General features: G+C 48.5%; 17 protein-coding genes and 1 tRNA gene. 6 read left to right on the top strand and 12 right to left on the bottom strand.

All coding sequences use genetic code 11. From position 1 onward, the window contains the following. The first annotated feature begins 100 nt into the window (after positions 1-100). From ileS to pyk, 5 genes are all read left to right on the top strand, one after another. On the top strand, positions 101-2,896 hold the full coding sequence (ileS, locus tag B147_RS0115585) for an isoleucine--tRNA ligase (RefSeq protein ID WP_020588128.1): 2,796 nt from the start codon (positions 101-103) through the stop codon (positions 2,894-2,896). Beyond that, entirely contained in the window at positions 2,896-3,390 is a 495-nt protein-coding gene (gene lspA, locus B147_RS0115580) for a signal peptidase II (RefSeq protein ID WP_020588127.1), read from the top strand. The genes ileS and lspA overlap by 1 nt, the downstream gene beginning before the upstream one ends. Before the next feature lie 11 nt (positions 3,391-3,401). Further along, positions 3,402-4,172, top strand: a complete 771-nt coding sequence (gene lgt, locus B147_RS0115575; RefSeq protein WP_020588126.1) for a prolipoprotein diacylglyceryl transferase — start codon at positions 3,402-3,404, stop codon at positions 4,170-4,172. Next, positions 4,159-5,424 carry a DNA polymerase III subunit delta gene (gene holA, locus B147_RS0115570; protein ID WP_020588125.1) on the top strand — a complete coding sequence of 422 codons (1,266 nt, stop codon included), beginning with the start codon at positions 4,159-4,161 and terminating at the stop codon, positions 5,422-5,424. The genes lgt and holA overlap by 14 nt, the downstream gene beginning before the upstream one ends. Positions 5,425-5,669: 245 nt before the next feature. Continuing rightward, positions 5,670-7,100, top strand: a complete 1,431-nt coding sequence (pyk, locus tag B147_RS0115565; RefSeq protein WP_020588124.1) for a pyruvate kinase — start codon at positions 5,670-5,672, stop codon at positions 7,098-7,100. 146 nt (positions 7,101-7,246) lie between these two features. Here the strand turns inward: pyk and B147_RS0115560 are convergent, their stop codons facing one another. From B147_RS0115560 to B147_RS0115520, 9 genes are all read right to left on the bottom strand, one after another. Further along, a complete protein-coding gene (locus tag B147_RS0115560) occupies positions 7,247-8,905 on the bottom strand; it encodes a B12-binding domain-containing radical SAM protein (protein WP_020588123.1) in 1,659 nt (552 codons plus the stop codon). Between the two features lie 10 nt (positions 8,906-8,915). Continuing rightward, entirely contained in the window at positions 8,916-10,100 is a 1,185-nt protein-coding gene (locus tag B147_RS0115555) for an MFS transporter (protein WP_020588122.1), read from the bottom strand. Between the two features lie 12 nt (positions 10,101-10,112). Next, positions 10,113-11,483, bottom strand: a complete 1,371-nt coding sequence (locus B147_RS0115550) for a PFL family protein (protein ID WP_026259685.1) — start codon at positions 11,481-11,483, stop codon at positions 10,113-10,115. Between the two features lie 205 nt (positions 11,484-11,688). Further along, entirely contained in the window at positions 11,689-12,240 is a 552-nt protein-coding gene (locus tag B147_RS0115545; protein WP_020588120.1) for a glycine cleavage system transcriptional repressor, read from the bottom strand. Next, positions 12,237-12,902 (bottom strand): ribulose-phosphate 3-epimerase, encoded by a 666-nt coding sequence (gene rpe, locus B147_RS0115540; RefSeq protein ID WP_020588119.1) that lies wholly within the window; start codon positions 12,900-12,902, stop codon positions 12,237-12,239. The genes B147_RS0115545 and rpe overlap by 4 nt, the downstream gene beginning before the upstream one ends. Before the next feature lie 2 nt (positions 12,903-12,904). Beyond that, the gene (gene rsmB / locus B147_RS0115535; RefSeq protein ID WP_020588118.1) at positions 12,905-14,281 is read right to left on the bottom strand and encodes a 16S rRNA (cytosine(967)-C(5))-methyltransferase RsmB; all 1,377 of its coding nucleotides are present in this window, start codon (positions 14,279-14,281) and stop codon (positions 12,905-12,907) included. Next, a complete protein-coding gene (gene fmt / locus B147_RS0115530) occupies positions 14,278-15,225 on the bottom strand; it encodes a methionyl-tRNA formyltransferase (RefSeq protein ID WP_020588117.1) in 948 nt (315 codons plus the stop codon). The genes rsmB and fmt overlap by 4 nt, the downstream gene beginning before the upstream one ends. Further along, on the bottom strand, positions 15,222-15,752 hold the full coding sequence (def, locus tag B147_RS0115525) for a peptide deformylase (protein ID WP_020588116.1): 531 nt from the start codon (positions 15,750-15,752) through the stop codon (positions 15,222-15,224). The genes fmt and def overlap by 4 nt, the downstream gene beginning before the upstream one ends. Next, on the bottom strand, positions 15,753-16,682 hold the full coding sequence (locus B147_RS0115520; protein WP_020588115.1) for a bifunctional riboflavin kinase/FAD synthetase: 930 nt from the start codon (positions 16,680-16,682) through the stop codon (positions 15,753-15,755). It abuts the gene before it with no gap. A 119-nt stretch (positions 16,683-16,801) separates the two neighbouring features. On the opposite strand from B147_RS0115520, the gene B147_RS0115515 reads away from it, so the two are divergent. Continuing rightward, positions 16,802-16,888, top strand: a tRNA-Leu gene (locus B147_RS0115515). 134 nt (positions 16,889-17,022) lie between these two features. Here B147_RS0115515 and B147_RS0115510 read toward each other — a convergent pair. From B147_RS0115510 to B147_RS0115500, 3 genes are read right to left on the bottom strand one after another with little or no spacing between them, the layout of a single operon-like run. Next, on the bottom strand, positions 17,023-19,191 hold the full coding sequence (locus B147_RS0115510; RefSeq protein WP_020588114.1) for a TonB-dependent receptor: 2,169 nt from the start codon (positions 19,189-19,191) through the stop codon (positions 17,023-17,025). Positions 19,192-19,208: 17 nt separating this feature from the next. Beyond that, the gene (locus tag B147_RS0115505) at positions 19,209-19,853 is read right to left on the bottom strand and encodes a class I SAM-dependent DNA methyltransferase (protein ID WP_020588113.1); all 645 of its coding nucleotides are present in this window, start codon (positions 19,851-19,853) and stop codon (positions 19,209-19,211) included. After that, positions 19,850-20,452, bottom strand: a complete 603-nt coding sequence (locus B147_RS0115500; protein WP_020588112.1) for a DUF4405 domain-containing protein — start codon at positions 20,450-20,452, stop codon at positions 19,850-19,852. The genes B147_RS0115505 and B147_RS0115500 overlap by 4 nt, the downstream gene beginning before the upstream one ends. Between the last annotated feature and the right edge of the window lie 100 nt (positions 20,453-20,552).

Here is a 20,552-nt window from a genome sequence, read left to right as displayed (position 1 = left end):
CAGCTAAATTCTTGACTTTTGCCTTTGCTGCCATTACAAAGAAAAGTTCGTTAATTAAGACTTCAAACCAGATCCGAAAGGCAAAAGGAATTTAGGAATAATGGATTATAAAAAAACACTGAACCTGCCTTCTACCAAATTTGCAATGAAGGCCAACCTGCCCCAGCGTGAACCAGAGATGATCAAAGCCTGGGAGCAGAAAAAAATTTATAAAAAACTGCGGGAACAATCCAAGGACAAGCCCCTTTTTATTCTCCATGACGGTCCTCCCTATGCCAACGGCCATCTTCACATGGGCCATGCCATTAACAAAATACTAAAGGATATTATTATCCGGTCCCGGCAGATGTGCGGTTTTAACGCACCTTATGTCCCGGGCTGGGACTGCCACGGCCTGCCCATTGAACATAATGTGGACAAAAAACTGGGTAGCAAGAAAAAGGACATGACGCCGGTAGAGGTGCGCCGGGAATGCCGGGCTTATGCGGCATCGTTTGTGGATATCCAGAGAGAAGAGTTTAAACGCTTTGGGGTTGCGGGGGAATGGGATGACCCCTATTTGACCATGAACTATCCCTATGAAGCACGCATCGCCAAAGAGTGTGGTGAATTCGGCCTGTCAGGAGATATGTTCCTGGGGAAAAAACCCATCTACTGGTGCTGCAATTGCCAGACCGCTCTGGCTGAAGCTGAAATTGAATACCACGATCATACCTCCCCATCCATTTATGTAAAATTTCCTTTAAAGGACAATGCCAAAGATCTTTTTGATGCAGGCGGGGAAACCGTATCCGTTGTGATCTGGACCACCACGCCATGGACCCTGCCGGCCAACCTGGGGGTCTGCCTGCATCCTGATTTTATTTATGCGGCGGTTAAAACACAAAATCAGGGTATCTTGATCATGGCCAAGGAGCTTGTGGAAAATGTCATGGGCGAATTTGGGATAGCAGATTATTCCATTATTGCCGAACTGTCTGCAAAGGACCTTGAAAATCGCAACTGCAACCATCCTTTTTATGACAGGGATTCTTTAATTATCCTGGGAGACCACGTTACTCTTGAGGCCGGAACCGGTTGTGTTCATACTGCTCCGGGCCACGGTGCCGACGACCATATTGCAGGCAAACGCTATGGTCTGGAATGCTATTCGCCTGTGGAGGACAACGGTACATTTTCCCAAGGAGTTGAACTGTTTGAAGGCCAGTTTATTTTTAAGGCCAATGCTGAAATCAATAAAACCCTGGAAGAAAAAGGCGCGTTGCTCAAGCAGGAAAACATGTCCCATTCCTATCCCCACTGCTGGCGTTGTAAAAAGCCTGTTATTTACCGGGCCACACCCCAGTGGTTTATCTCCATGGACAACCTGGGGCTGAGGCAAAAAGCCCTTGATGAAATTAACAATGTCCATTGGATTCCGTCCTGGGGCAGGGAGCGAATCTATTCCATGATTGAGCACCGGCCGGACTGGTGCCTGTCCCGCCAGCGCTCCTGGGGGGTTCCCATTCCCGTATTTCACTGCACCAAATGCAAGAAAGTATATGTGACCCGGGAGTCCGTGGACCGTATCCATGAACTTTTCACTGAATTTTCTTCGGACATCTGGTTTGAAAAGGATGCTGAGTATCTCATGCCTGATGGTGCGGTATGCGAAGACTGCGGTTCAACAACCTTTACCAAAGACCAGAATATCCTTGATGTGTGGTTTGACTCAGGTGTCAGCCATGCCGCCGTGTTAGAGGAAAGAGAGGGACTGCAGCGTCCGGCGGACATGTACCTTGAAGGCTCTGACCAGCATCGTGGCTGGTTTCACTCTTCGCTTTTGACCGCAGTGGGCAGAACCGGCCATGCCCCGTACAAAGCCGTACTCACCCACGGGTTTGTGGTGGATGAAAAGGGCCATAAAATGTCCAAATCCGTGGGCAATGTTGTGGCCCCGGACAAGGTGATCAAGCAGTACGGTGCCGACGTGTTACGGCTCTGGGCCGCTTCTGCGGACTACCGCGGGGATGTCAGTATTTCAGATAATATCATCAAGCAGCTTTCGGATGCCTACAGACGGATCAGGAACACCTGCCGGTTTCTTTTAGGTAATTTCACCGGGTTTGAACCGTCCCAGGCCAGACCCATTGAGAATATGGCAGAGCTGGACCGGTTTATTCTCCATCGCCTGCATCATGTGGTAAAACGGTGCCGGGCCGCTTATGATGCCTATGAATTTCATGTGATTTATCACACCCTTCATAATTTTTGCGTGGTGGATCTGTCTTCCTTTTATCTGGATATTATCAAGGACCGGGTTTACACTAGCCCTGAAAATTCAGATACCCGTAAGGATGCCCAGACCGTCATGTATATGATACTGGATGCCCTGGTCAAAATCATGGCACCGATCCTGCCCTTTACGGCCGAAGAGATTTATACCCACATGCCCCTGGGGGACACTAAAAAAGAGAGTGTTCACATGGAGGATATGGTTAGCCTTGATAATTTCCTTGAGGACAGGGATCTTGCCGCCAAGTGGGAAAATATCCGGGCATTGCGGGCAGAAGTAACCAAGGCACTGGAAGAGGCAAGAGCAACCAAGCTCATCGGCCATCCCTTGGATGCTTCTGTTGAAATCAAACTGCCCCAGGGCGATCTTGAAGCCCAGGTGGCATCCCTGGATGTTGAACTCAATGATATTTTTATCGTGTCAGAAGCCCGGGTGGTGGATACCCTTGACGGGGATATTTACCAAGGCAAGGAGATCGAGGGCCTGGCCATAAAGGTTGCCAAGGCGTCCGGTGAAAAATGTGAACGGTGCTGGCGGTTTGATGAGAAATTGGGAACTGATCCGGACCACCCCACTGCCTGTCCCCGTTGCACCCAGGCCCTTAAAACCATTCTGGGCTGATGGACGGTTTTTTAATACCCATGCGGCGGCTTGCCCTGGTGAGTATCTGTGTGCTTTTGCTGGACCAGATCACCAAATGGCTTATTGTAAGGCATTTGCCGCTGCATGCGCATATTACGGTGATTGATCATTTTTTTAATATCACCCATGTACTGAATCCCGGAGGGGCGTTCGGTTTTTTCGCCGAACAGTCCCCAGGGATCAGAAAATTTATTTTTTTATTTTTATCTTCCGGGGTTGCTCTGTTCGTACTCTGGCTTTACAAGAAAACGGCCCAATCCCACATCTTTTTGTCCTATGGTCTGGCCTTGATTTTTGGCGGTGCAATAGGGAATCTGATTGACCGGTTCCGGTTTGGAAAAGTTGTTGATTTTCTGGAGTTTTATGTCGGTGCCTTTCACTGGCCGGCATTTAATGTCGCAGATTCAGCCATTACCATTGGAATGGGCATATTAATTTACCACGTAGTATTCAACAAACTGCCTGAAATATAAAAGGAGTATTCATGCATCCGATTCTTCTTCAGATCGGCAGTCTGAAGCTTTATACCTATGGCCTTTTCGTGGCCTTAGGGTTTATCACCGCCATCTGGTTTACAAAACGAAATGCTAAATTTTATGGTGTTCCGGATCAGATCATATCCGATCTTTTTTTTACCGTTTTGATCAGTGCCCTTGCCGGCGCGCGTATCCTGTATGTACTTATTGATCTCGACGCATACAGGGACAACATTCTTGATATTTTTAAAATCTGGAACGGCGGCCTGGTCTTTTTTGGCGGGTTTATCGGCGGTTCCCTTGGGGCCATTATCTTCTTGCGCATCAAAAAAATGGATATCTGGAAAACCGCTGATGTTATATCGCCCGGCCTTGCTTTGGGGCACTCCGTGGGGCGTTTCGGCTGTCTTTTTGCCGGATGCTGTTACGGCAAATCCTGTACGTTGCCCATTGCCATTACCTTTACAAATCCGGACAGTTTGGCCCCACTTAATATCCCTTTGCACCCCACCCAGGTGTATATGATTGCATCCAACTTTGTTCTTTTTTTAATTCTTTTGGCCATTCAGCGGCGCAAACGCTTCAACGGCATGGTTTTTTTAAGCTACATCATGCTCTATTCCCTGTTCAGGTCAATCATTGAGTTTTTCAGGGGAGATTTCAGGGGGAACTTCTTTTTTGATTTTTTGTCTCTGTCCCAGGGCATTGGATTGCTGGTCTCCTGCATTGCCTTGATATTCATGGTCATCAAACTGAGAGCAAGGCATGACCGCCACTAAAAATCTGGTTACATACAAGGCCCTTGCAGGTGCTCTTGATAGGCTGTCAAAGGAGGATAATCTTAAAACCGTTTTAATCTGCGGGGAATCCTTTCTGGTGCGTAAGGCTTTGGATACCCTTGTCCCAATACTGCTTAAAGGGGAATCCAAACAGTTCGGCCTTGATGTTCTGGACGGGAAGACCACACCCGTGGGCGAGATTTCCGAACAGGCCGGTACGTTTTCGTTTCTTGGAACCAGAAAAGTCATTGCCGTAAAAGATGCACCGCTTTTTTTGCTGAAAGCGCCCGCCGGTGAGATCAGCTACAGTGAAAAGGATCTGCAGATTCTGATCCGCCTTGTTGAAGAGGGTATCCCTGATAATCATGTGCTTGTATTTACCACGGGTACGCCGGACCGTAGAAAAAAAATATACAAGCTTATTCTTGAATACGGACTGGTGGTGGACTGCAGTGTTGCCACGGGCGCCAGAAAGGCGGACCTTGAAGAACAGCAGGCCGTGCTTAGGGATATCAGCCGGCAGATGCTGTTAAAGGCAGGAAAGCAGATGCCTCCGGATGCCTTTGCCGCACTTGTGGATCAGACAGGATTTAATCCCGAGTTATTTGCAAATGCAATTGAAAAACTTCTGGCATATACCGGGGGCAGAGACCGCATATCAGTGGCGGATATTGGGGCTGTGGTGCACAAAGATAAAAAGGACCCCATATTTGCCTTGACCAATGCCGTGATGGAACGGGATGTGTCTAAATCGCTGACGCTTTTAGCAGGTTTGTTGTCCGATGGGTTTCATCCTTTACAGATTTTAAAAACCCTTGAAAATCAGGTCAGAAAGCTTTTAGCCGTCAAGTGCTTCACAACGGGTCTGAATACTGGCCGGTCAGGGGGGCCTGCTTTGAAACATATGCAGTTCAATGCATTCAAGCAAATGCTTTTGCCTGCAATTATTGACTGGGATGCAAACACCCTTAAAGCGGATGAAGAAAACATCAGCCTTTTAAGGGCCGGGGACGATGAAAATAAAAAAAAATCTGCAAAATTACCGGCCAATGACCTTTTGCTGGCCCCAAATCCTAAAAATGCCTATCCTATATTCCAGAATTTTTTAAAATCGGAAAATTTTGCCCTGGAGGAATTGACACACGCGCTGTCTGCCCTTGCTGAACTTGATTATCGTATTAAATCATCCGGGGTTGACGCCGCCACAGGACTTGAAAATTTTATTATGGCCCTGTGCCGAAGACCTGGTTAATCTTACTGGAAAATAAATTCAATCAAGTAAAAGTAAACGGTTAGATCATGCTTTTTCCTTGCACCTGATCCCCCAAATAGCGTATTCTTCTTTATCAAATATTTTAAGCTGGAATGTAACATATTGTAACACGCGTAATAGTTCTTAATCCCCATACCAACCTTATTTCCCGCATTTAATTATCCGGTGCCGTTGCCGGATATTAAGACATATATCATGGCATTGTGCCGAAAGAGAGGACTGCTTTGAAAAGGCGTAAAACAAAAATTGTCGCTACCATATCCAACCTGAATTGTTCGGTTCAATTCATTGAAACGCTTTATAAGGCGGGAATGAACGTGGTCCGCTTGAATACGGCCCATATGAGCCATGATGATGCCATGCAGGTTATTGAAAATACCCGCAAGGTATCGGACAAGATCGGTATCCTTATAGATACCAAAGGCCCTGAGATCAGAACCTGTGATGCTAAAGCCCCCCTGTCGGTGGCCTCCGGGGATTCTATCCGCATTAAAGGAGCGGCCGGCGGGATTTCCAAAGATGATGTGATCTGCGTATCCTACCCACAATTTGCCGATGATGTGCCGGTCGGATCTTCCATTCTCATTGATGACGGATGTATTGCCCTGAAAGTAACGGGCAATGCAGACGGTTATCTCAACTGTCTCGTGGAAAATGACGGGGTGATTTACCCCAGAAAAAGCATCAATATTCCATCGGTTCATGTTAAATTACCGGCCTTAAGCGAAAAGGACAGGGGCTTTATTGCTTTTGCTGCAGACCAGGATATTGATTTTATTGCCCACTCCTTTGTTCGCAACAAGGAAGATGTCCTGGCGGTTCAAAATATCCTTGACGAGAAAAAATCTTCAATCAAAATCATTGCTAAGATTGAAAATGCCCAGGGGGTTAATAATCTTCGGGAAATTTTGGAAAATGCCTATGGGGTGATGGTGGCCAGGGGTGATCTGGCCGTTGAAATCCCAACTGAAAGAATCCCGTTGATTCAAAAAGATATTGTCCAAACCTGCATTGAACTTAGACGTCCTGTGATTGTGGCCACCCAGATGCTGCATTCCATGATTCAATCACCACGGCCCACAAGGGCTGAAGTGTCTGATGTGGCCAATGCCTGCCTGGATCATACTGACGCGCTGATGCTTTCAGGTGAGACGGCCAATGGCAAATATCCCGAGCAAGCGGTACAGACCATGGCCAGGATTGCCCAGGAGGTGGAGTTGAAAAGAAGCTCGTTCATTGATATTCCCTATTCAAGCCACGGCAATCTGACAGACTATCTTGCCAAGGCCGCGGTGAAGTCTTCCCTGCGTTTGAACACCAGGGGGATTGTGGCAGACTCACTTTCCGGAAAAACCATTCTGGCCCTGGCCGCCTATCGGGGGGACAGCCCGATTTTCGCCCAGGTTTACGATAAGAAAGTGGTGCGCATGCTCTCTTTGTCCTTTGGCGTATTCCCCGAGTACATATCCCTCGGGGCAGGTCCAAGGGACTCGCTGACAGGTTCCATCTGCCGTTTGATTGCAGACCAAAATTTTAAAGATGACGACCTCATTATTGTGCTTTCCGGCAGTTTCGGACCTGAACGAGGGGCATCCTATATTGAAATCGGCAATGCAGAAAATTTCAGTACCCAATGCGCGTTGGGGCAGCAATAATCGTATTGCTCCGGGAAACGGCATACAAAACGAATAGTGGAAGGGGGTTCACGAAACTACCTGCCTAGGGAGCCCATCTACCCGAAACACACCCGGCTGAGATTCGCCTCAAGCATTGTGGTTGGGCAGGATAGGGTTGAGGAAGTTCAAACGCCTGTGGGAAGCATAACAAGCCTTTGAATGAACTGTTTACATAAATCCATACTGTGGGGATGATGGTAGATGCGGCCCTCATGATCCATTCCCCTGGGAATCGCGTCTGTTAGAAACATTCGGAGTAACAGGGTGCCGGCCTCATATCTATCCATCTCCCCATGGCAGTTGTTTTCAATATCTAAAATTTTGCCGGCACTCAACACCTTTGGCATAACACCCTCTTTATCCACATAGAATTTAAGAAAATTTAAAATTCTTGCCAGGCGTAATAGTGTCACGGCTTCAAGCCTGGACGTCGTATCTGCAATCGGAAAAGCAGTCGAACGTATTAAGGTAAAATCCCGGGGCAGCAATAGTTGTTTTTCACACAGGGCATAATCCGCACTGCCCGGGGCCGGATAGTAGATGGACAGCCCGGCAATGGTTCTTCTGGCCGCAAGGGCCAAAAGATCATTCAAGGTGGTGGCCGCAGTCTGGCCCGGCGCGCCCCCAAGAAGATAAGAGACACAATCCATATCCAAATCCTTGGCCATCTCCAGCACCCTGTCATGGGCCTCTCTGACATCCGGGCGTTTAAAAATTTTTAACTGGGTTGCACTGAAGGAGCCCACGGACAGGTTCAGGGTTTTGAACCCGGATGCTTTCATAGCTGTCAGGATCTTCATATCAAGGGACGGGGGGAAAAGTCCGTTCATGGCCCGCAGTTCAACATCCTGTCCCTTGAATATCTGTTGGATGCCGGCTAAAAGTTCCAGGATCCATGATTTTTTAAGGGTTAGGTTTTCATCCTCAAAATCAATAAACCCAACCTGTTTAGACTCTGCCTGCAATTTAATCTCATCAATAACATCTTTGACCGGCCGCATCCTGAACCCGGCGTGATTGCTTGACCCGGATACCGCACAATAAGAACATAGAAAAGGGCAGCCTCTGGATGCCACAACGGTAATAGCCGCTTTTTTATTGCGCCGGTAAAAGTGCCAATTGATTTTATCCAACGCATTTTGGTCAAGGCCATGGGGCGACTCAGCCCAGGCAGGGGGATTTAGCGTGATGTCATTGCCGTGTCTAAAACCGATGCCGTTGATTTTCTTTAATTCAGCCGCCTTGGGTGCGGTGTGTGGCGGCTGCTTTTTGATCAGTTCGGCAAGCTGCACCATGGGCACCTCGCCTTCTCCTTGGATCACAAAATCGATTTCTCGGTATTCAAGGCAGTTTTTAGGGAATTGGGTGGCATGATGGCCACCCAAAACTATAAATGCGTGGGGCCAGAATTTTTTCACTGCCCTTGCCGTGTCCAGGGCCTGCTCCCAATAGGGGGTGAATAAGGCGGATATGCCCACTAAAAAAGGTTTTTCCCGTCTAACCAGATTACCAATATGCTCAAAACTGTAGCCGAAATGTCTGTAATGGTGGAACAGAGAAAACATGGAGATATCGGTTCTACCGTAATGGGGCACCAGGTGATCAAAACCTTGTGGGTACTCAATGATCTTAGATTTATCAACGGCAAGGGCATCAATGATGGTAGATGAAAATCCGGCACGCTCCAGCTGTGTGGCAATACAGGCTAACCCGTAGGGAATGGTCCGCTTTTTTGTCAGATAAAATTCCTGGATAGGCGGGGCAATTAAGACAACATCTGACACGGATCGTTACCTACTTTATTTTAGGGAACAAGGCAATGGGTACCAGGCAGACCAATGGGATAAATGCAGTGCACTTCAGAACGATGGTCAGTCCATAAACGTCTGCAAGCCATCCGATTCCCGGAGCAATGACTCCGCCAAGCCCATAGGCCAGTCCCATCATAAGGCTGGCTGCCATGGCCCTGGAACCGGGGGCAAGCTTCTGGGCCATAACCACGCCTAAAGGCATGGGGGCCAGCACGAAAAAACCGGAAAGAAAAGAGCCTGCGTAGGCGCCCAAGCCCGGCATGTATAAAAACATTAAAAGGGTGGGCGGCATGAGCAAGTATGACAGAAAGAAAACAGGCGTGAACCCGAATCGGTCTGCACAATAGCCTGCCGTCAGTCCGGACAGGGTCCCGGCAATGGTGAAAAGCGCGATGATTACGCCAACAGAGGGCAGGGGATGGCCGTGAAGGGTCAGGTAAATGGGCATGAAGGTTAAAAAGGTCTGGCCCACAACGGCTCGCAGCACCATGACCAGCCAGATTAAAAACACCGTTTTATACACCTTGCCAAAGGTGTGCTTCAAACTGTTGATAAATCCCAATCCCGCCATATTCTCGGATACGGGTTTGGGCATATATTTCAGGCAGAACATAAAGGATATAAGACCCAAAATCATGGTCCAGGGCATGGCAGACAGCCCAAACCGGCTCACATACCAGGTGATGAATACAGGCCCCAGAGCAAACGCCAACGTGCCGCCGGTATTGAAAATAGACTGTGCAAAGCCTGCCCGGTTTCCGGCATACACATTCACCATGCCCGAAGTGGATGGATGAAACATGGAAGAACCCAAAGAACCCAGACACAGCGTGGTGAGCAAAATCCAGTAATTGGGTGCAATGCCGGAAAATGGAATGGCAAAAAAAACCAAGAATAATCCGGTGAGAACAAACCACCGGGTTTCGTACCTGTCGGCCATATACCCCACCACCGGCTGCACCACAAAGGATAAGAAGCGTACGGTGCCGGTAATCAGGCCCACCTGGGTCAGTGTAAGACTCAGCTTGGCCTGAAATGCGGGAAGCAAAGGAGTGAAAAAAGCGGAGTAAAAATCCCCTGTAAAATGAACCAGGCTTAAGACCAGGACAATTTGATAATCAATCATCTTCCCCTCGGGCAAGGGGCCCGGGGCATGGGGGATGCTCATAATGGGGATGTCCTAATTCTTTAAACTGTGGATCGGTGCCGGAATATGACCGCCGTATTCCACAAAAATATCTTCAAGATCAAGGTGGGGCACATCCATAATACTGGCTTTGCCAAGAAGTCCGCCGAAATTGACACTGTCCCCCGCTTTTTTACCGGGCACAGGGATAATGCGCGTAGCCGTGGTTTTGGCATTGATCATGCCGATTGCCATCTCATCTGCAATGATGCCTGCTAAAACCTGCTCTGTAATGTCTCCGGGCACCGCCACCATATCCAGCCCCACGGAACATACACAGGTCATGGCTTCCAGTTTTTCCACGGAGAGAAACCCTTTCTGTGCAGCTTCGGCAATATTGAGGTCTTCGCTGACAGGAATAAAGGCACCGGACAGGCCGCCCACATGGGATGAGGCAAAGGCCCCGCCTTTTTTTACCGCATCATTGAGCATGGCCAAAGCTGCGGTGGAGCCGGGCACACCAATATAGGAAAGCCCTAAGGCCTGGAAAATTTCGCCCACACTATCCCCCACCGTGGGGGTTGGGGCAAGGGAAAGATCCACCACGCCAAATTGGATATTAAGGATGTCTGCCACCTCCCTGCCAATGAGCTCTCCCACCCGGGTGACCTTGCAGGCGGTGCGTTTGATGATTTCGGCTATGCGGCCAAGGCGCAACCGCTGCTGGGACAGGTTTCTTTCAATGGCGCGTTTGACCACGCCGGGCCCGGACACCCCGACATTGATCACGGCATCTGCCTGGCCCACCCCAAGATAAGCGCCCGCCATAAACGGCATGTCCTGGGGAATATTTGAAAATACACACAGCTTGGCACAGGCCAGCCCGTCTTCGTCAGCCGTGAGGGCGGCAGCTTTTTTAATGGCCCTGGACATGGCCAGCACGGCATCCATATTAATGCCGGCCTTGGTGGTAGCCACATTTACCGATGCGCAGATCCGCTGGGTTTCGGCCAATGCCTGGGGGATCGCTTCAATCAACGCCTGGTCTCCGTTGGCAATGCCTTTTTCCACCAGAGCTGAAAACCCACCGATGAAATCAATATTCACGGTTTTGGCAATGTCATTGAGTTCATGGGCAATCTCCACCATCTGCTCAGATGAGAAAGATGCACCCACCAGGGCAATGGGAGAGATGGAGATACGCTTGTTGACCACCTTAATGCCGTATTTTTCACCCACCTGGTCACAGGTTTCCACAAGCTTGGCTGCGTGGCCGATGATTTTTTTGCGTATATTTTTTTTGAATACATTCAGGTCATGGGAAATACAGTCAAACAGGTTGATTCCTAATGTAACTGCCCGCACATCAAGATTTTCATTTCTTACCATCTCTATGGTCGAGATAATTTCCTGATCTTCGAACACCGTAAAATTTCCTTTTTTTTTATAAGAAAGTTCCAATAAGTTGTTGAATTACTTTCTTGCTTTGTTGTGGGCCGAAGCCTGGGTTGTAGATAGACCAAAGACGGCCCATGGCCGTTATGAGAAAGTCTGTGTAACTAATACAGATCTTTCAACATTCGTTGTGGGCTATACCTGGCAGTTGATATGTCAGGTCAGCCCATGGCTGTTATATTTTGTTGGTCACGTCAAAAATATTTTTGTGCTGGATACGGATGTCCAGGTCCAGCTCCTTTGCTTTTTCCTTAAGGGCGGCAAACAGGGCAGGGGCATCAATCTCTTTTGTCACCGGGACTTGGTAGGACATGACATTCTCATTGGGATTGGAACCGCCCATGAACACGGCTTTCAGATTAACGATATTGGCGCCGAAACTTGAAATAACACTGGATAATTGTGCCACAAGACCTTTCTGGTCAGGGCCGGAGGTGGTGATCAGAAAGATCTCTTTCTCCTCTACAGGGGCCTGGGTGTCCCCTTCAAGGGATCTGACATGGATGGTCAGTCCCTGGTCTTTCTCTCTTAAGGTCAGATCCTGCCTGATGGTTTCAGCGGATACGCCTTCGGGGGCCTGGACAACAAAGAAACCGGCAAACTGGTTTTGCAGGATCATCTGGTTGACGTTTTCAAGATTACACCCCAGATCACACAGATCCGAGGTGACACTTGCAATGATGCCCGGCCGGTCTTGGGCCAGGACGGAGATTATCATTTTGTTCATTTCTTGCCTTTGTCGGAAAGCTTGCGAAGCCCGTCTATGGTCGTTTTATAGTCAGGGGTGTTAAAAATGGCGGAACCTGCCACAAAACAACGGGCTCCGGCCCTTGTAACGGCTTCCATGGTATCGTTGTTTACGCCGCCGTCCACCTGGATAACGGCATTGGAACCTGCATCAGACAGCATTTTGGACAGCGCGGTAATTTTATTTAAACTGGAGTTAATAAATTTTTGGCCGCCAAAACCGGGATTGACGCTCATGATCAGAACAAAATCCAGCATATCAATGATATATTCAATGACCGACAACGGCGTGGCCGGATTCAAGGCAACACCGGCCTTTACACCCAGGCTTTTTATCAGTTGCAGACTTCGGTGCAGATGGGGGCATGCTTCGGCATGGACGCTGATGTAGTCGGCCCCGGCTTTGGCAAAATCCGGAATCCTGGCATCCGGGGTTTCAATCATCAGGTGGACGTCCAGCACCAGATCTGTGGCGCGTTTGCACGCCTCTACAACAATGGGGCCGTATGAAATGTTAGGTACAAACTGTCCATCCATGACATCAATGTGAATCCAGTCTGCACCGGCTTTTTCTACTGCTTTGACCTCTTCTCCCAAACGGGTGAAATCCGCAGACAGAATGGAGGGGGCGATCAGTGTCATAATTATCTCCTATTTTTATTTCGTCGCATCCTGGCCATGAAAAAGCCGTCCATGTCAAGATGATCAGGAAAGGTTGTTTTACTATATGTTTTAATCCCGGATTCGCAGAAAAACGGCAAATGCCTCTCAAACCCTGAAGGGTCCGGGGTAAAATCTTTTCTTTTTTCTAAAAATCGTTCAACCACCTGGGTTGTCTCTTCGGGTTCGCAGGAACAGACTGTATATACCAGCACGCCTCCGGGTGCCACCAAATTGGCGGACCCGTTAAGGATTTTTTTCTGCAGGGCGGCCATGCGCATAATGTCGTTTGCTTTTCTTTTCCACCGGCTGTCCGGGTTTCTGGCAAGGACACCTAAGCCTGTGCATGGCGCATCCACAAGCACCCGGTCAAAATAGGATGAAAAATCATTGAACCCGGCCCGGGCCATATCCACATGGGTGGTGCGGATGATATTAATGTTCAGACGTCCGGCTTCGTTGTCCAAGCGATCTGCTTTGCTTTCGCCGGTATCATTGGCGGTAATCTGACCTTTGTTTTCCATTTCAAGGGCCATGTGGCAGGTTTTGGTACCAAGGCCTGCACAGGCATCCAGAATAGTTTCCCCGGGCTTGGGGCCTAAAAGCTGTACGGCAAGCTGGGCCGCTTCATCCTGAATCTGGAACATGCCTTCATTGAACCCGGGCAGATCAGGTATGGCAACACCGGATGTCCGGATCTGGAGGCCCAACGGACTGAACCGTGTTGCTTGGTTGTTAATTCCTTCCCGTTCAAACTTTTCAATCAACTGTTCCCGGCTGATTTTGCGTGGATTGATCCTGAGAGTCAGTGGGGGCAAATCCATCAAAGCGCCGGCAAGTGCCAACGTCTTTTCTTTTCCATATCTTGCTGCCCAGCGTTTGCCAAGCCATGATGGTATGGAAAAGGCCGCCGTAAGATGCCCGGCTAAATTTTTATGGGAACAGGGCAGGGCAATATCTTTGTGTGACCTGGATATATTGCGTAACACCGCATTAATAAAGCCCGATGCCTTTTTGCCGCAAATCGGTTTTGCAAGTTCAATACTGGTATTGATGGCTGCAAAATCCGGGACTCGATCCAGAAAAACAATCTGGAACACACCGATTCGCAGAATGGTCTTAACCTTGGCATCAATGCGGTCAAAGGCAAGTTTGGAGCAGTGGCAAATTAATTGATCAATGCGGCCTCTATGCCTAAACACCCCGAACACAATGGCATGGCAAAGCCCTTTATCCTTTTGACTCAAGTGTTCAAGTTGTTGCGCCGCATTTTCAATGGCACGGTCAAGGGGCAGGGTCGGCTTTTGCCCTGCTTCAATCAGGGTAAAAGCGATATAACGTGGGTCAGCGTCCTTATTCATTGAAAACAGGCCGGCAGATCAATTTTATTTCCACAAAGAAATGCTGCGACATCAAGACGTTTTCCTGAGCTTCCCATCAGTTCAAGCACCTGGACGACACCATCATTGGCAGCCACAAACAGTCCTTGGTCATTGCAGCTTAAAACGGTACCCGGCAGGGTGTGAGTCTGCGTGGGTGTAGATGAAACAACTGCTTTAAAGATTTTAAGGCGTTTTCCGCAAAGTTCCGTAAAGGCGCCGGGCCAGGGTGTCATGGCATTGATGTGGGCGCAGATAGCCTTGGCGCTCTTGTCCCAGTTAATGCGGCCGTCCGACTTTTTGAGCATGGATACATAGGTGGCGTTTGAATGATCCTGGGGAACGGGGGTAATTTTGCTTTGTTCAATGCCGTGGATGGTTTTAATGATAAGGTCGGCACCCATCTGCGATAATCTGTCATGCAGTGTTGACGCGGTATCTTCAGAATACACAGGTGTTGTTTCCATCAGCAGAATATCCCCTGCATCCATTTTTTCAGCCATGACCATGGTGGTCACACCGGTCTGTTCATCCATATTTAAAACAGCCGCCTGGATGGGGGCTGCCCCCCGGTATTTGGGCAAGAGCGAGGCGTGGATATTTATGGGATAGGTTTTGGGAATATCCAGCACCTGCCGTGAAAGGATCTGTCCAAAGGCAACCACGACAAAATAGTCCGGTTCAAGACCGGAAAGGCGCTCTATGCCTTCCGGGGTGTTTATTTTTTCGGGCTGATACACGTCAATACCAAGGTTTAGAGCGGCTTGCTTGACTGCGGAAGGGCTAAGCTTTTTTCCGCGGCCTTTGGGCCGGTCTGGCTGGGTCACTGCCAGTAAAACGTCAAACCCCGGCTCTTTTGCCAGGGTCTTTAACGCCGGGACTGAAAATTCCGGGGTCCCCATGAAAACGATACGGGTATTTTTCATTTTTTATTTTTCAATTGTTTTAACCGTTTTTTCGTATACATGGCCCGTTTCAATGCAGAAATTCTGTCAATAAACAGGATACCGTCAAGGTGATCTATTTCATGCTGCATGATAACGGACATAAGTTCGTGGGCATCAAATTCGATGGTTTCGCCGTCAATAGTCATGGCCCGTACGGTAACACTTGCATGCCGCCTGACATCGGCCCTGTAGTCGACAACACTTAAGCATCCTTCTTTTTCGGAAGTGAAAGTCTCTTTGGATTTGGAGAGGATTTCAGGATTAATCAGTGCGGTAAATGTTTTGTCCTCAGCGTCTTTTTGTTCCTCTCCTGCATGGGGATCATACACAATAACCCGGCGATTGATCCCGACCTGGGGGGCGGCCAGGCCGACGCCCGCGTCATGGAACATGGTCTCGCCCATATCCTCAATCAACGTTTTCAACTCGTCATCAATGGTTTCCACAGGTACTGAAACCTTTTTTAGGGAGGGTTCGGGAAATGTGACAATATCAAGAATAGCCATTTATTTTAAAATTTCCTTTGCCGTTTCAATGTCCTTTCTGATCTGGTCGGACAGCTGCGCAATATTTGCAAATTTAATTTCATCCCGGAGTCTTTCCACCATATTAACGCGTATCCGGGAGTCGTATATGTCTTCTTTAAAATCAAGGATATGAACTTCAATGGTGAACATCTCATCCCCAAAGGTCGGGGAAAAACCAATATTGGCCACACCCTTGAAGTTGCCGTGAATGGTTTCAACTGTTACCGCATAAACCCCGAACTTGGGGCACAGTTCATCATGAAGTTTTATATTGGCCGTGGGAAATCCAAGCTGACTTCCGCCGCGCTTGCGTCCCTTTATAACCTTTCCCCGGATTTGGTAAAAGCGCCCAAGATAGTGCTTTGCCCGGTCCACATGTCCGTCCATGACAAGTTTTCTGATTTTTGTGCTGGAAATGCGCTCCGTGTTGGTTTCGGGACCCTTTATCCAATCAGATACAATGGTCTCATACCCAAGTTCACCCCCCATGGTTTTAAGTAGCTCAATATTGCCGCCCCTGTTTTTGCCAAAGGTATAATCAGGACCGATAACGATGGTTTTCACACCGATCTTTTTTACAAGAATATCTTCAATGAATTCCTGGGCTGATATCTGTGCAAAGGCTTTATCAAAGGGCAGGCAAAGCAGTACATCTATGCCCGAGGATTCTATCAATTCTATTTTCTGGTCCCGCCGGGTGATCAGAGGGGGACTGGAAAGGCCCAATGCTCGAAGCGGATGCGGTTCAAATGTCATGGCTATGCAGGTGCCGCCGACCTGCCCCCCCCGTTCAATCACTTGGCTCAACAGGGCCTGGTGACCTTTGTGCACACCGTCAAAATTACCAATGGTAACAACAGCGTTATTGAAAGGGGCCTTAATCTGATTTAAATCTTCAATTAATTCCATGTCGTCCTTTAAAATTTAAACAAAATGCTATTGACAAACCAAACAAACACATATATATATCCCAACCATCGCTTTTACGCAATCCCTAAATGGGTTGCCAACAAAGCGATCCTGAGTGTGCCGAAGTGGCGGAATTGGTAGACGCACTAGTTTCAGGGACTAGCGAGCGTACGCTTGTGGGAGTTCGAATCTCCCCTTCGGCACCATCTCAAACAAGAACTGGAAGTAAAACCTTCTCGGTTTCTTTTTAGTTTCAGTTTCCTCTTTTTTCCAATGTTAAACAAACTTGATGCCCCCAAAAGTTCAAACTATAGTCTGAGATATTGTTCATCTATTAGGACTAAAATCGGTATGAGAGGGTTATACCGATGGTCAAGGGCTCTCCATCCTCAGTCATACCCCGGTCAACGTTTTCAAAAATGCAGTAATGCCGGTCAAAAAGATTTTTTGCCCATACATAGCCGTCCCAGTGGGCGCCTTCCAGGCCCAGCTTGAGGTTGACCAGTTCATATCCGGGTTCTTTAACGGTATTGGAATCGTCAAAATACCGGCGGCCGGTTCCGGCCAGTTCCGCACGGCAGAAGCCGTTCCAGTCCCTCCACAAGGGACGCCTGTACTGAAATCCTAAAGTATAGGTATAGTCCGGGACCCCGAATGTGGTCTTGCCTTCAAAGTCTTCGCCCGTGACAGGGTCGGTATACTTATCATACTCGGCCTGCAGCCAGGTGAATGATGCAAATAGTTCCAAGTCCTTTAAAATGAACCAGCCCGCCTCAACCTCCATGCCAAGTCGGTGGGATTCGCCTGCATTTTCAAGATATGACTGGTTGTATTCATCGAAGCGGGTGATCTGCTCATCCTGAATATCCGTATAGAATCCGCAGATGTTGACCGTAAGCCGGTTTTGAAAAAAACCGGACTTAATACCGGCTTCATATACCCAGCTGTACTCTTCATCATAGGGGGCACCACCCACATTGGGATCGTTGAACCCGCCGCTGCGGTGGGCTCTTGAAACAGTGGTGTAGAGCATTTGATCATCCATGAAATGCCACCCAACACTTAATTTGGGCAGCAATGCCGTGAACCGGCTCTCCTGGTAGGGTTGTTGCGTGGCGGTTTTGGCCCCGCCCTCTGGGGTGTAAAAAACAGTGGCATCCATTTGCGCATCCTCCACCTCATATCTAAGCCCTGTGGTGATATCCAACGTATTGAATACAGGCCAGGTGATCTGGCCGAACAGGGCCTCCCCGAAGTTGGTCCCCTTGCTTTGTGTCATCCTGGTACCGGTTCCCGGGGCAAAGGGGTTGCTGGGACTGTTTGCCATGGCGGACTGATAGTAGTTGGTTCGTTCTTTGTCCGAGTTGATGTAAAAATAATAGATACCGGCAAGCCATTGGGGGCCGGTTTTATTTCCCGGAGATGCAATGCGAAGTTCCTGGGAAAAGGTGCGCTCCTGTAAAACATATTTCATCCGCGCAGCATCCAAAGGGCTGAAATCAGAATCAATGAAATCCTCATTGTTAAAGTCCCGATACCCTGTAATGGATGTGACCTTGCCTAATTTTGTATCAACAGAGGTATTCAGCGTTGCTCCCCAGAAGTCGTTTTCAGATGTGCCGTCAAAATCGTGGGAATAGTGATATGGGCTGTCCGCTTCCAGTTTCCCCGCAGTGACAAATGAATTTCGCTGGGTTCTGCGGAACGGGAACGCTCCGTCTTCATGGTGCTGGCCATCCAGACTCAAGGTAATATCCCATTTCGGGGCAGGCAGATACCGAAGTTTTATTCTCCCGGCCTGCCCGTCTTTATGCCGTCCGTCTTCGCCGACACCTTCAACATCGTTTTCCATGTATCCGTCACTTGACGAAATCAGACCCGAGATTCCGAAAAAAAGTTTGTCCTTGAGAATAGGTGCCTGGACATGACCTTGAATTTGCTTTTCATTGTAGCTTGCGTATGTCCCTGAAATTTGGGCACGGGTTTCATTGTCCGGTGTCCTTGTGTGTATATTGATTACGCCTGCCATGGTGTTGCGGCCGTATAAGGTCCCTTGGGGACCGCGCAGGACCTCTACCCGTTCCACATCAAAGAGGGGAAAGTCAAACAGATAGGATTTGGAATAATTCACGCCGTCAACATACAAGCCGGTTGACGGTTCACTGTTGTTCAGGGTTTTGATACCGCGGATATAGGTCTGGGAATGCCAGCGGCTGCCGAAATTATAAAATTCAAAGTTGGGAACATATGTGGAAAGGCCGGCCATATCAGTGATACCGGCATCGGAAATATTCAGTTCATCCAGTACCGTGATACTATCCGGTATATCCTGTACATTTTCTTCGCGCTTCTGGGCGGTGACAATCACCGCTTCTGCCTGATACGGCGTTTCGAGCGATTCTTGGGCCTGCAGATCCCGGCCGGAACAAATAAAAATGGTTGAAATCATGGTCAGCCACACCCATTTACCTGTCCAGGACGCAATGGTCGTGTAAAATTTTTTTATCAACTGTCTTTTCTCCCCAATTAATTGTTTTTTGTTTTTTGAACCACATAGGCTTTGTATTGCGCCGTACGGTGGCCGATGGCCGAGGCTTCAAAGGTAAGATCGAAAATCCGGACAAAGCCGTATAACTCAAGCAGCGTGTTTATACGTTGTCCGGAATAAGAAAAAATGGTGACTTTTTCCCCGGGGGAATGCCGGGCATCCACCTGAATTTCCCGGGGTTCGCCTTTTCGGCAATCCGGTACCACAAAGGCAAATATGCCACCGGGCTTGAGAATTCTGCCAAGTTCCTGAAAAATCGGAGCCAAGTCTTTAAAAAGATGGGTGACCCCGGTGCAGACGGCATGATCCATGGAATCTGCCCCAAAAGGGTAGGGGGTTATGGAAAGATCATGTTCTTTCAAGTCTTTGGCCATCTGTTTTGACCGGCAGCGGGCAAGCATTTTCGGGGAAAAATCAATCCCGTAAATTTCCAGGCCCGCCTTGTAAAACAATTGCGAAGACAATCCGGTGCCGATCCCGATATCCAGTAAAAGGTCGCCGGGTTCGACAAACCGGTAGGCCATGCCGAAAATGATTGCAGGATCCAGCCAGGTTACTTTTTCAGCGTTTTTGTCATAGTTGGTAACATGGTCGCTGTTAAATACGTTTCTTACAGTTGTCATTTGAGATTTCCTTTGTTCGAATGGGTACACATGATGTCCAGCAATCTGCCAACACTGGTGTGATTCTTTTGGGCCAGGTCCGACAGGGGCTGGTCCGGGGTGTCAAGAATAATGCTGTTTTGGCTCAATTGTGCACAGGACTGCCGGGGATCCCAGCCCATGTACCGGGCAATATGAAGCGCTGGAAATCCGGCGGCTGCCCCATACGGCGGGGAGCCATACTTTTGTATGGATGCAATTCTGAGCGACCTGGCAAGATTCAAGAACTGTCCCATGGGCGGGAGTTCATAATATCCTCCAATGCAGACATAGAGGGTCAGGATCAAAGATACGGCAATTGCCGGTAACCCTTTTTTTTGTTTTCTCACATAGGCCACAAGCAGTCTGAAGTTGAGCCATACATGGATAATCATGGCCAGGCAGAACAGAAGACCTGAATTCAGATGGAGTGCGCCCCAGTGATGCCGGGAAAGATGCCAGAACGACCAGCGGCAAAAATGGCCGACATGACCGGCCGGGCCAAAATAGAGCACTATGCTGGTCACCAGCATGACCAGTCCGGAAAGGGCCAGGGTTAAAGAGGTGGCTTTTTTTAACATGCACACCAGCCTTGGAACCTAAAAAATAAACCGCTAAGTTTCATTTTAACTCCTAAAATATTTTGGTTGGCAAAACTAAAAAAGGAGTATAGAGAATCAA

Origin of the sequence: Desulfobacter curvatus DSM 3379 (genome assembly GCF_000373985.1) — a bacterium.
Taxonomy (GTDB): domain Bacteria; phylum Desulfobacterota; class Desulfobacteria; order Desulfobacterales; family Desulfobacteraceae; genus Desulfobacter; species Desulfobacter curvatus.
Note: the sequence above shows the minus strand (reverse complement) of the source record. Positions and strands in the feature narration are given on the sequence as shown.

What these genes read in the sequence shown, in the direction of transcription:
- ileS (WP_020588128.1), top strand. Translation starts at nt 101, where the DNA reads ATGGATTATAAAAAAACACTGAACCTGCCTTCTACCAAATTTGCAATG.
- lspA (WP_020588127.1), top strand. Translation starts at nt 2,896, where the DNA reads ATGGACGGTTTTTTAATACCCATGCGGCGGCTTGCCCTGGTGAGTATC.
- lgt (WP_020588126.1), top strand. Translation starts at nt 3,402, where the DNA reads ATGCATCCGATTCTTCTTCAGATCGGCAGTCTGAAGCTTTATACCTAT.
- holA (WP_020588125.1), top strand. Translation starts at nt 4,159, where the DNA reads ATGACCGCCACTAAAAATCTGGTTACATACAAGGCCCTTGCAGGTGCT.
- B147_RS0115555 (WP_020588122.1), bottom strand. Translation starts at nt 10,100, where the DNA reads ATGAGCATCCCCCATGCCCCGGGCCCCTTGCCCGAGGGGAAGATGATT.
- B147_RS0115545 (WP_020588120.1), bottom strand. Translation starts at nt 12,240, where the DNA reads ATGAACAAAATGATAATCTCCGTCCTGGCCCAAGACCGGCCGGGCATC.
- rpe (WP_020588119.1), bottom strand. Translation starts at nt 12,902, where the DNA reads ATGACACTGATCGCCCCCTCCATTCTGTCTGCGGATTTCACCCGTTTG.
- rsmB (WP_020588118.1), bottom strand. Translation starts at nt 14,281, where the DNA reads ATGAATAAGGACGCTGACCCACGTTATATCGCTTTTACCCTGATTGAA.
- fmt (WP_020588117.1), bottom strand. Translation starts at nt 15,225, where the DNA reads ATGAAAAATACCCGTATCGTTTTCATGGGGACCCCGGAATTTTCAGTC.
- def (WP_020588116.1), bottom strand. Translation starts at nt 15,752, where the DNA reads ATGGCTATTCTTGATATTGTCACATTTCCCGAACCCTCCCTAAAAAAG.
- B147_RS0115520 (WP_020588115.1), bottom strand. Translation starts at nt 16,682, where the DNA reads ATGGAATTAATTGAAGATTTAAATCAGATTAAGGCCCCTTTCAATAAC.
- B147_RS0115505 (WP_020588113.1), bottom strand. Translation starts at nt 19,853, where the DNA reads ATGACAACTGTAAGAAACGTATTTAACAGCGACCATGTTACCAACTAT.
- B147_RS0115500 (WP_020588112.1), bottom strand. Translation starts at nt 20,452, where the DNA reads ATGTTAAAAAAAGCCACCTCTTTAACCCTGGCCCTTTCCGGACTGGTC.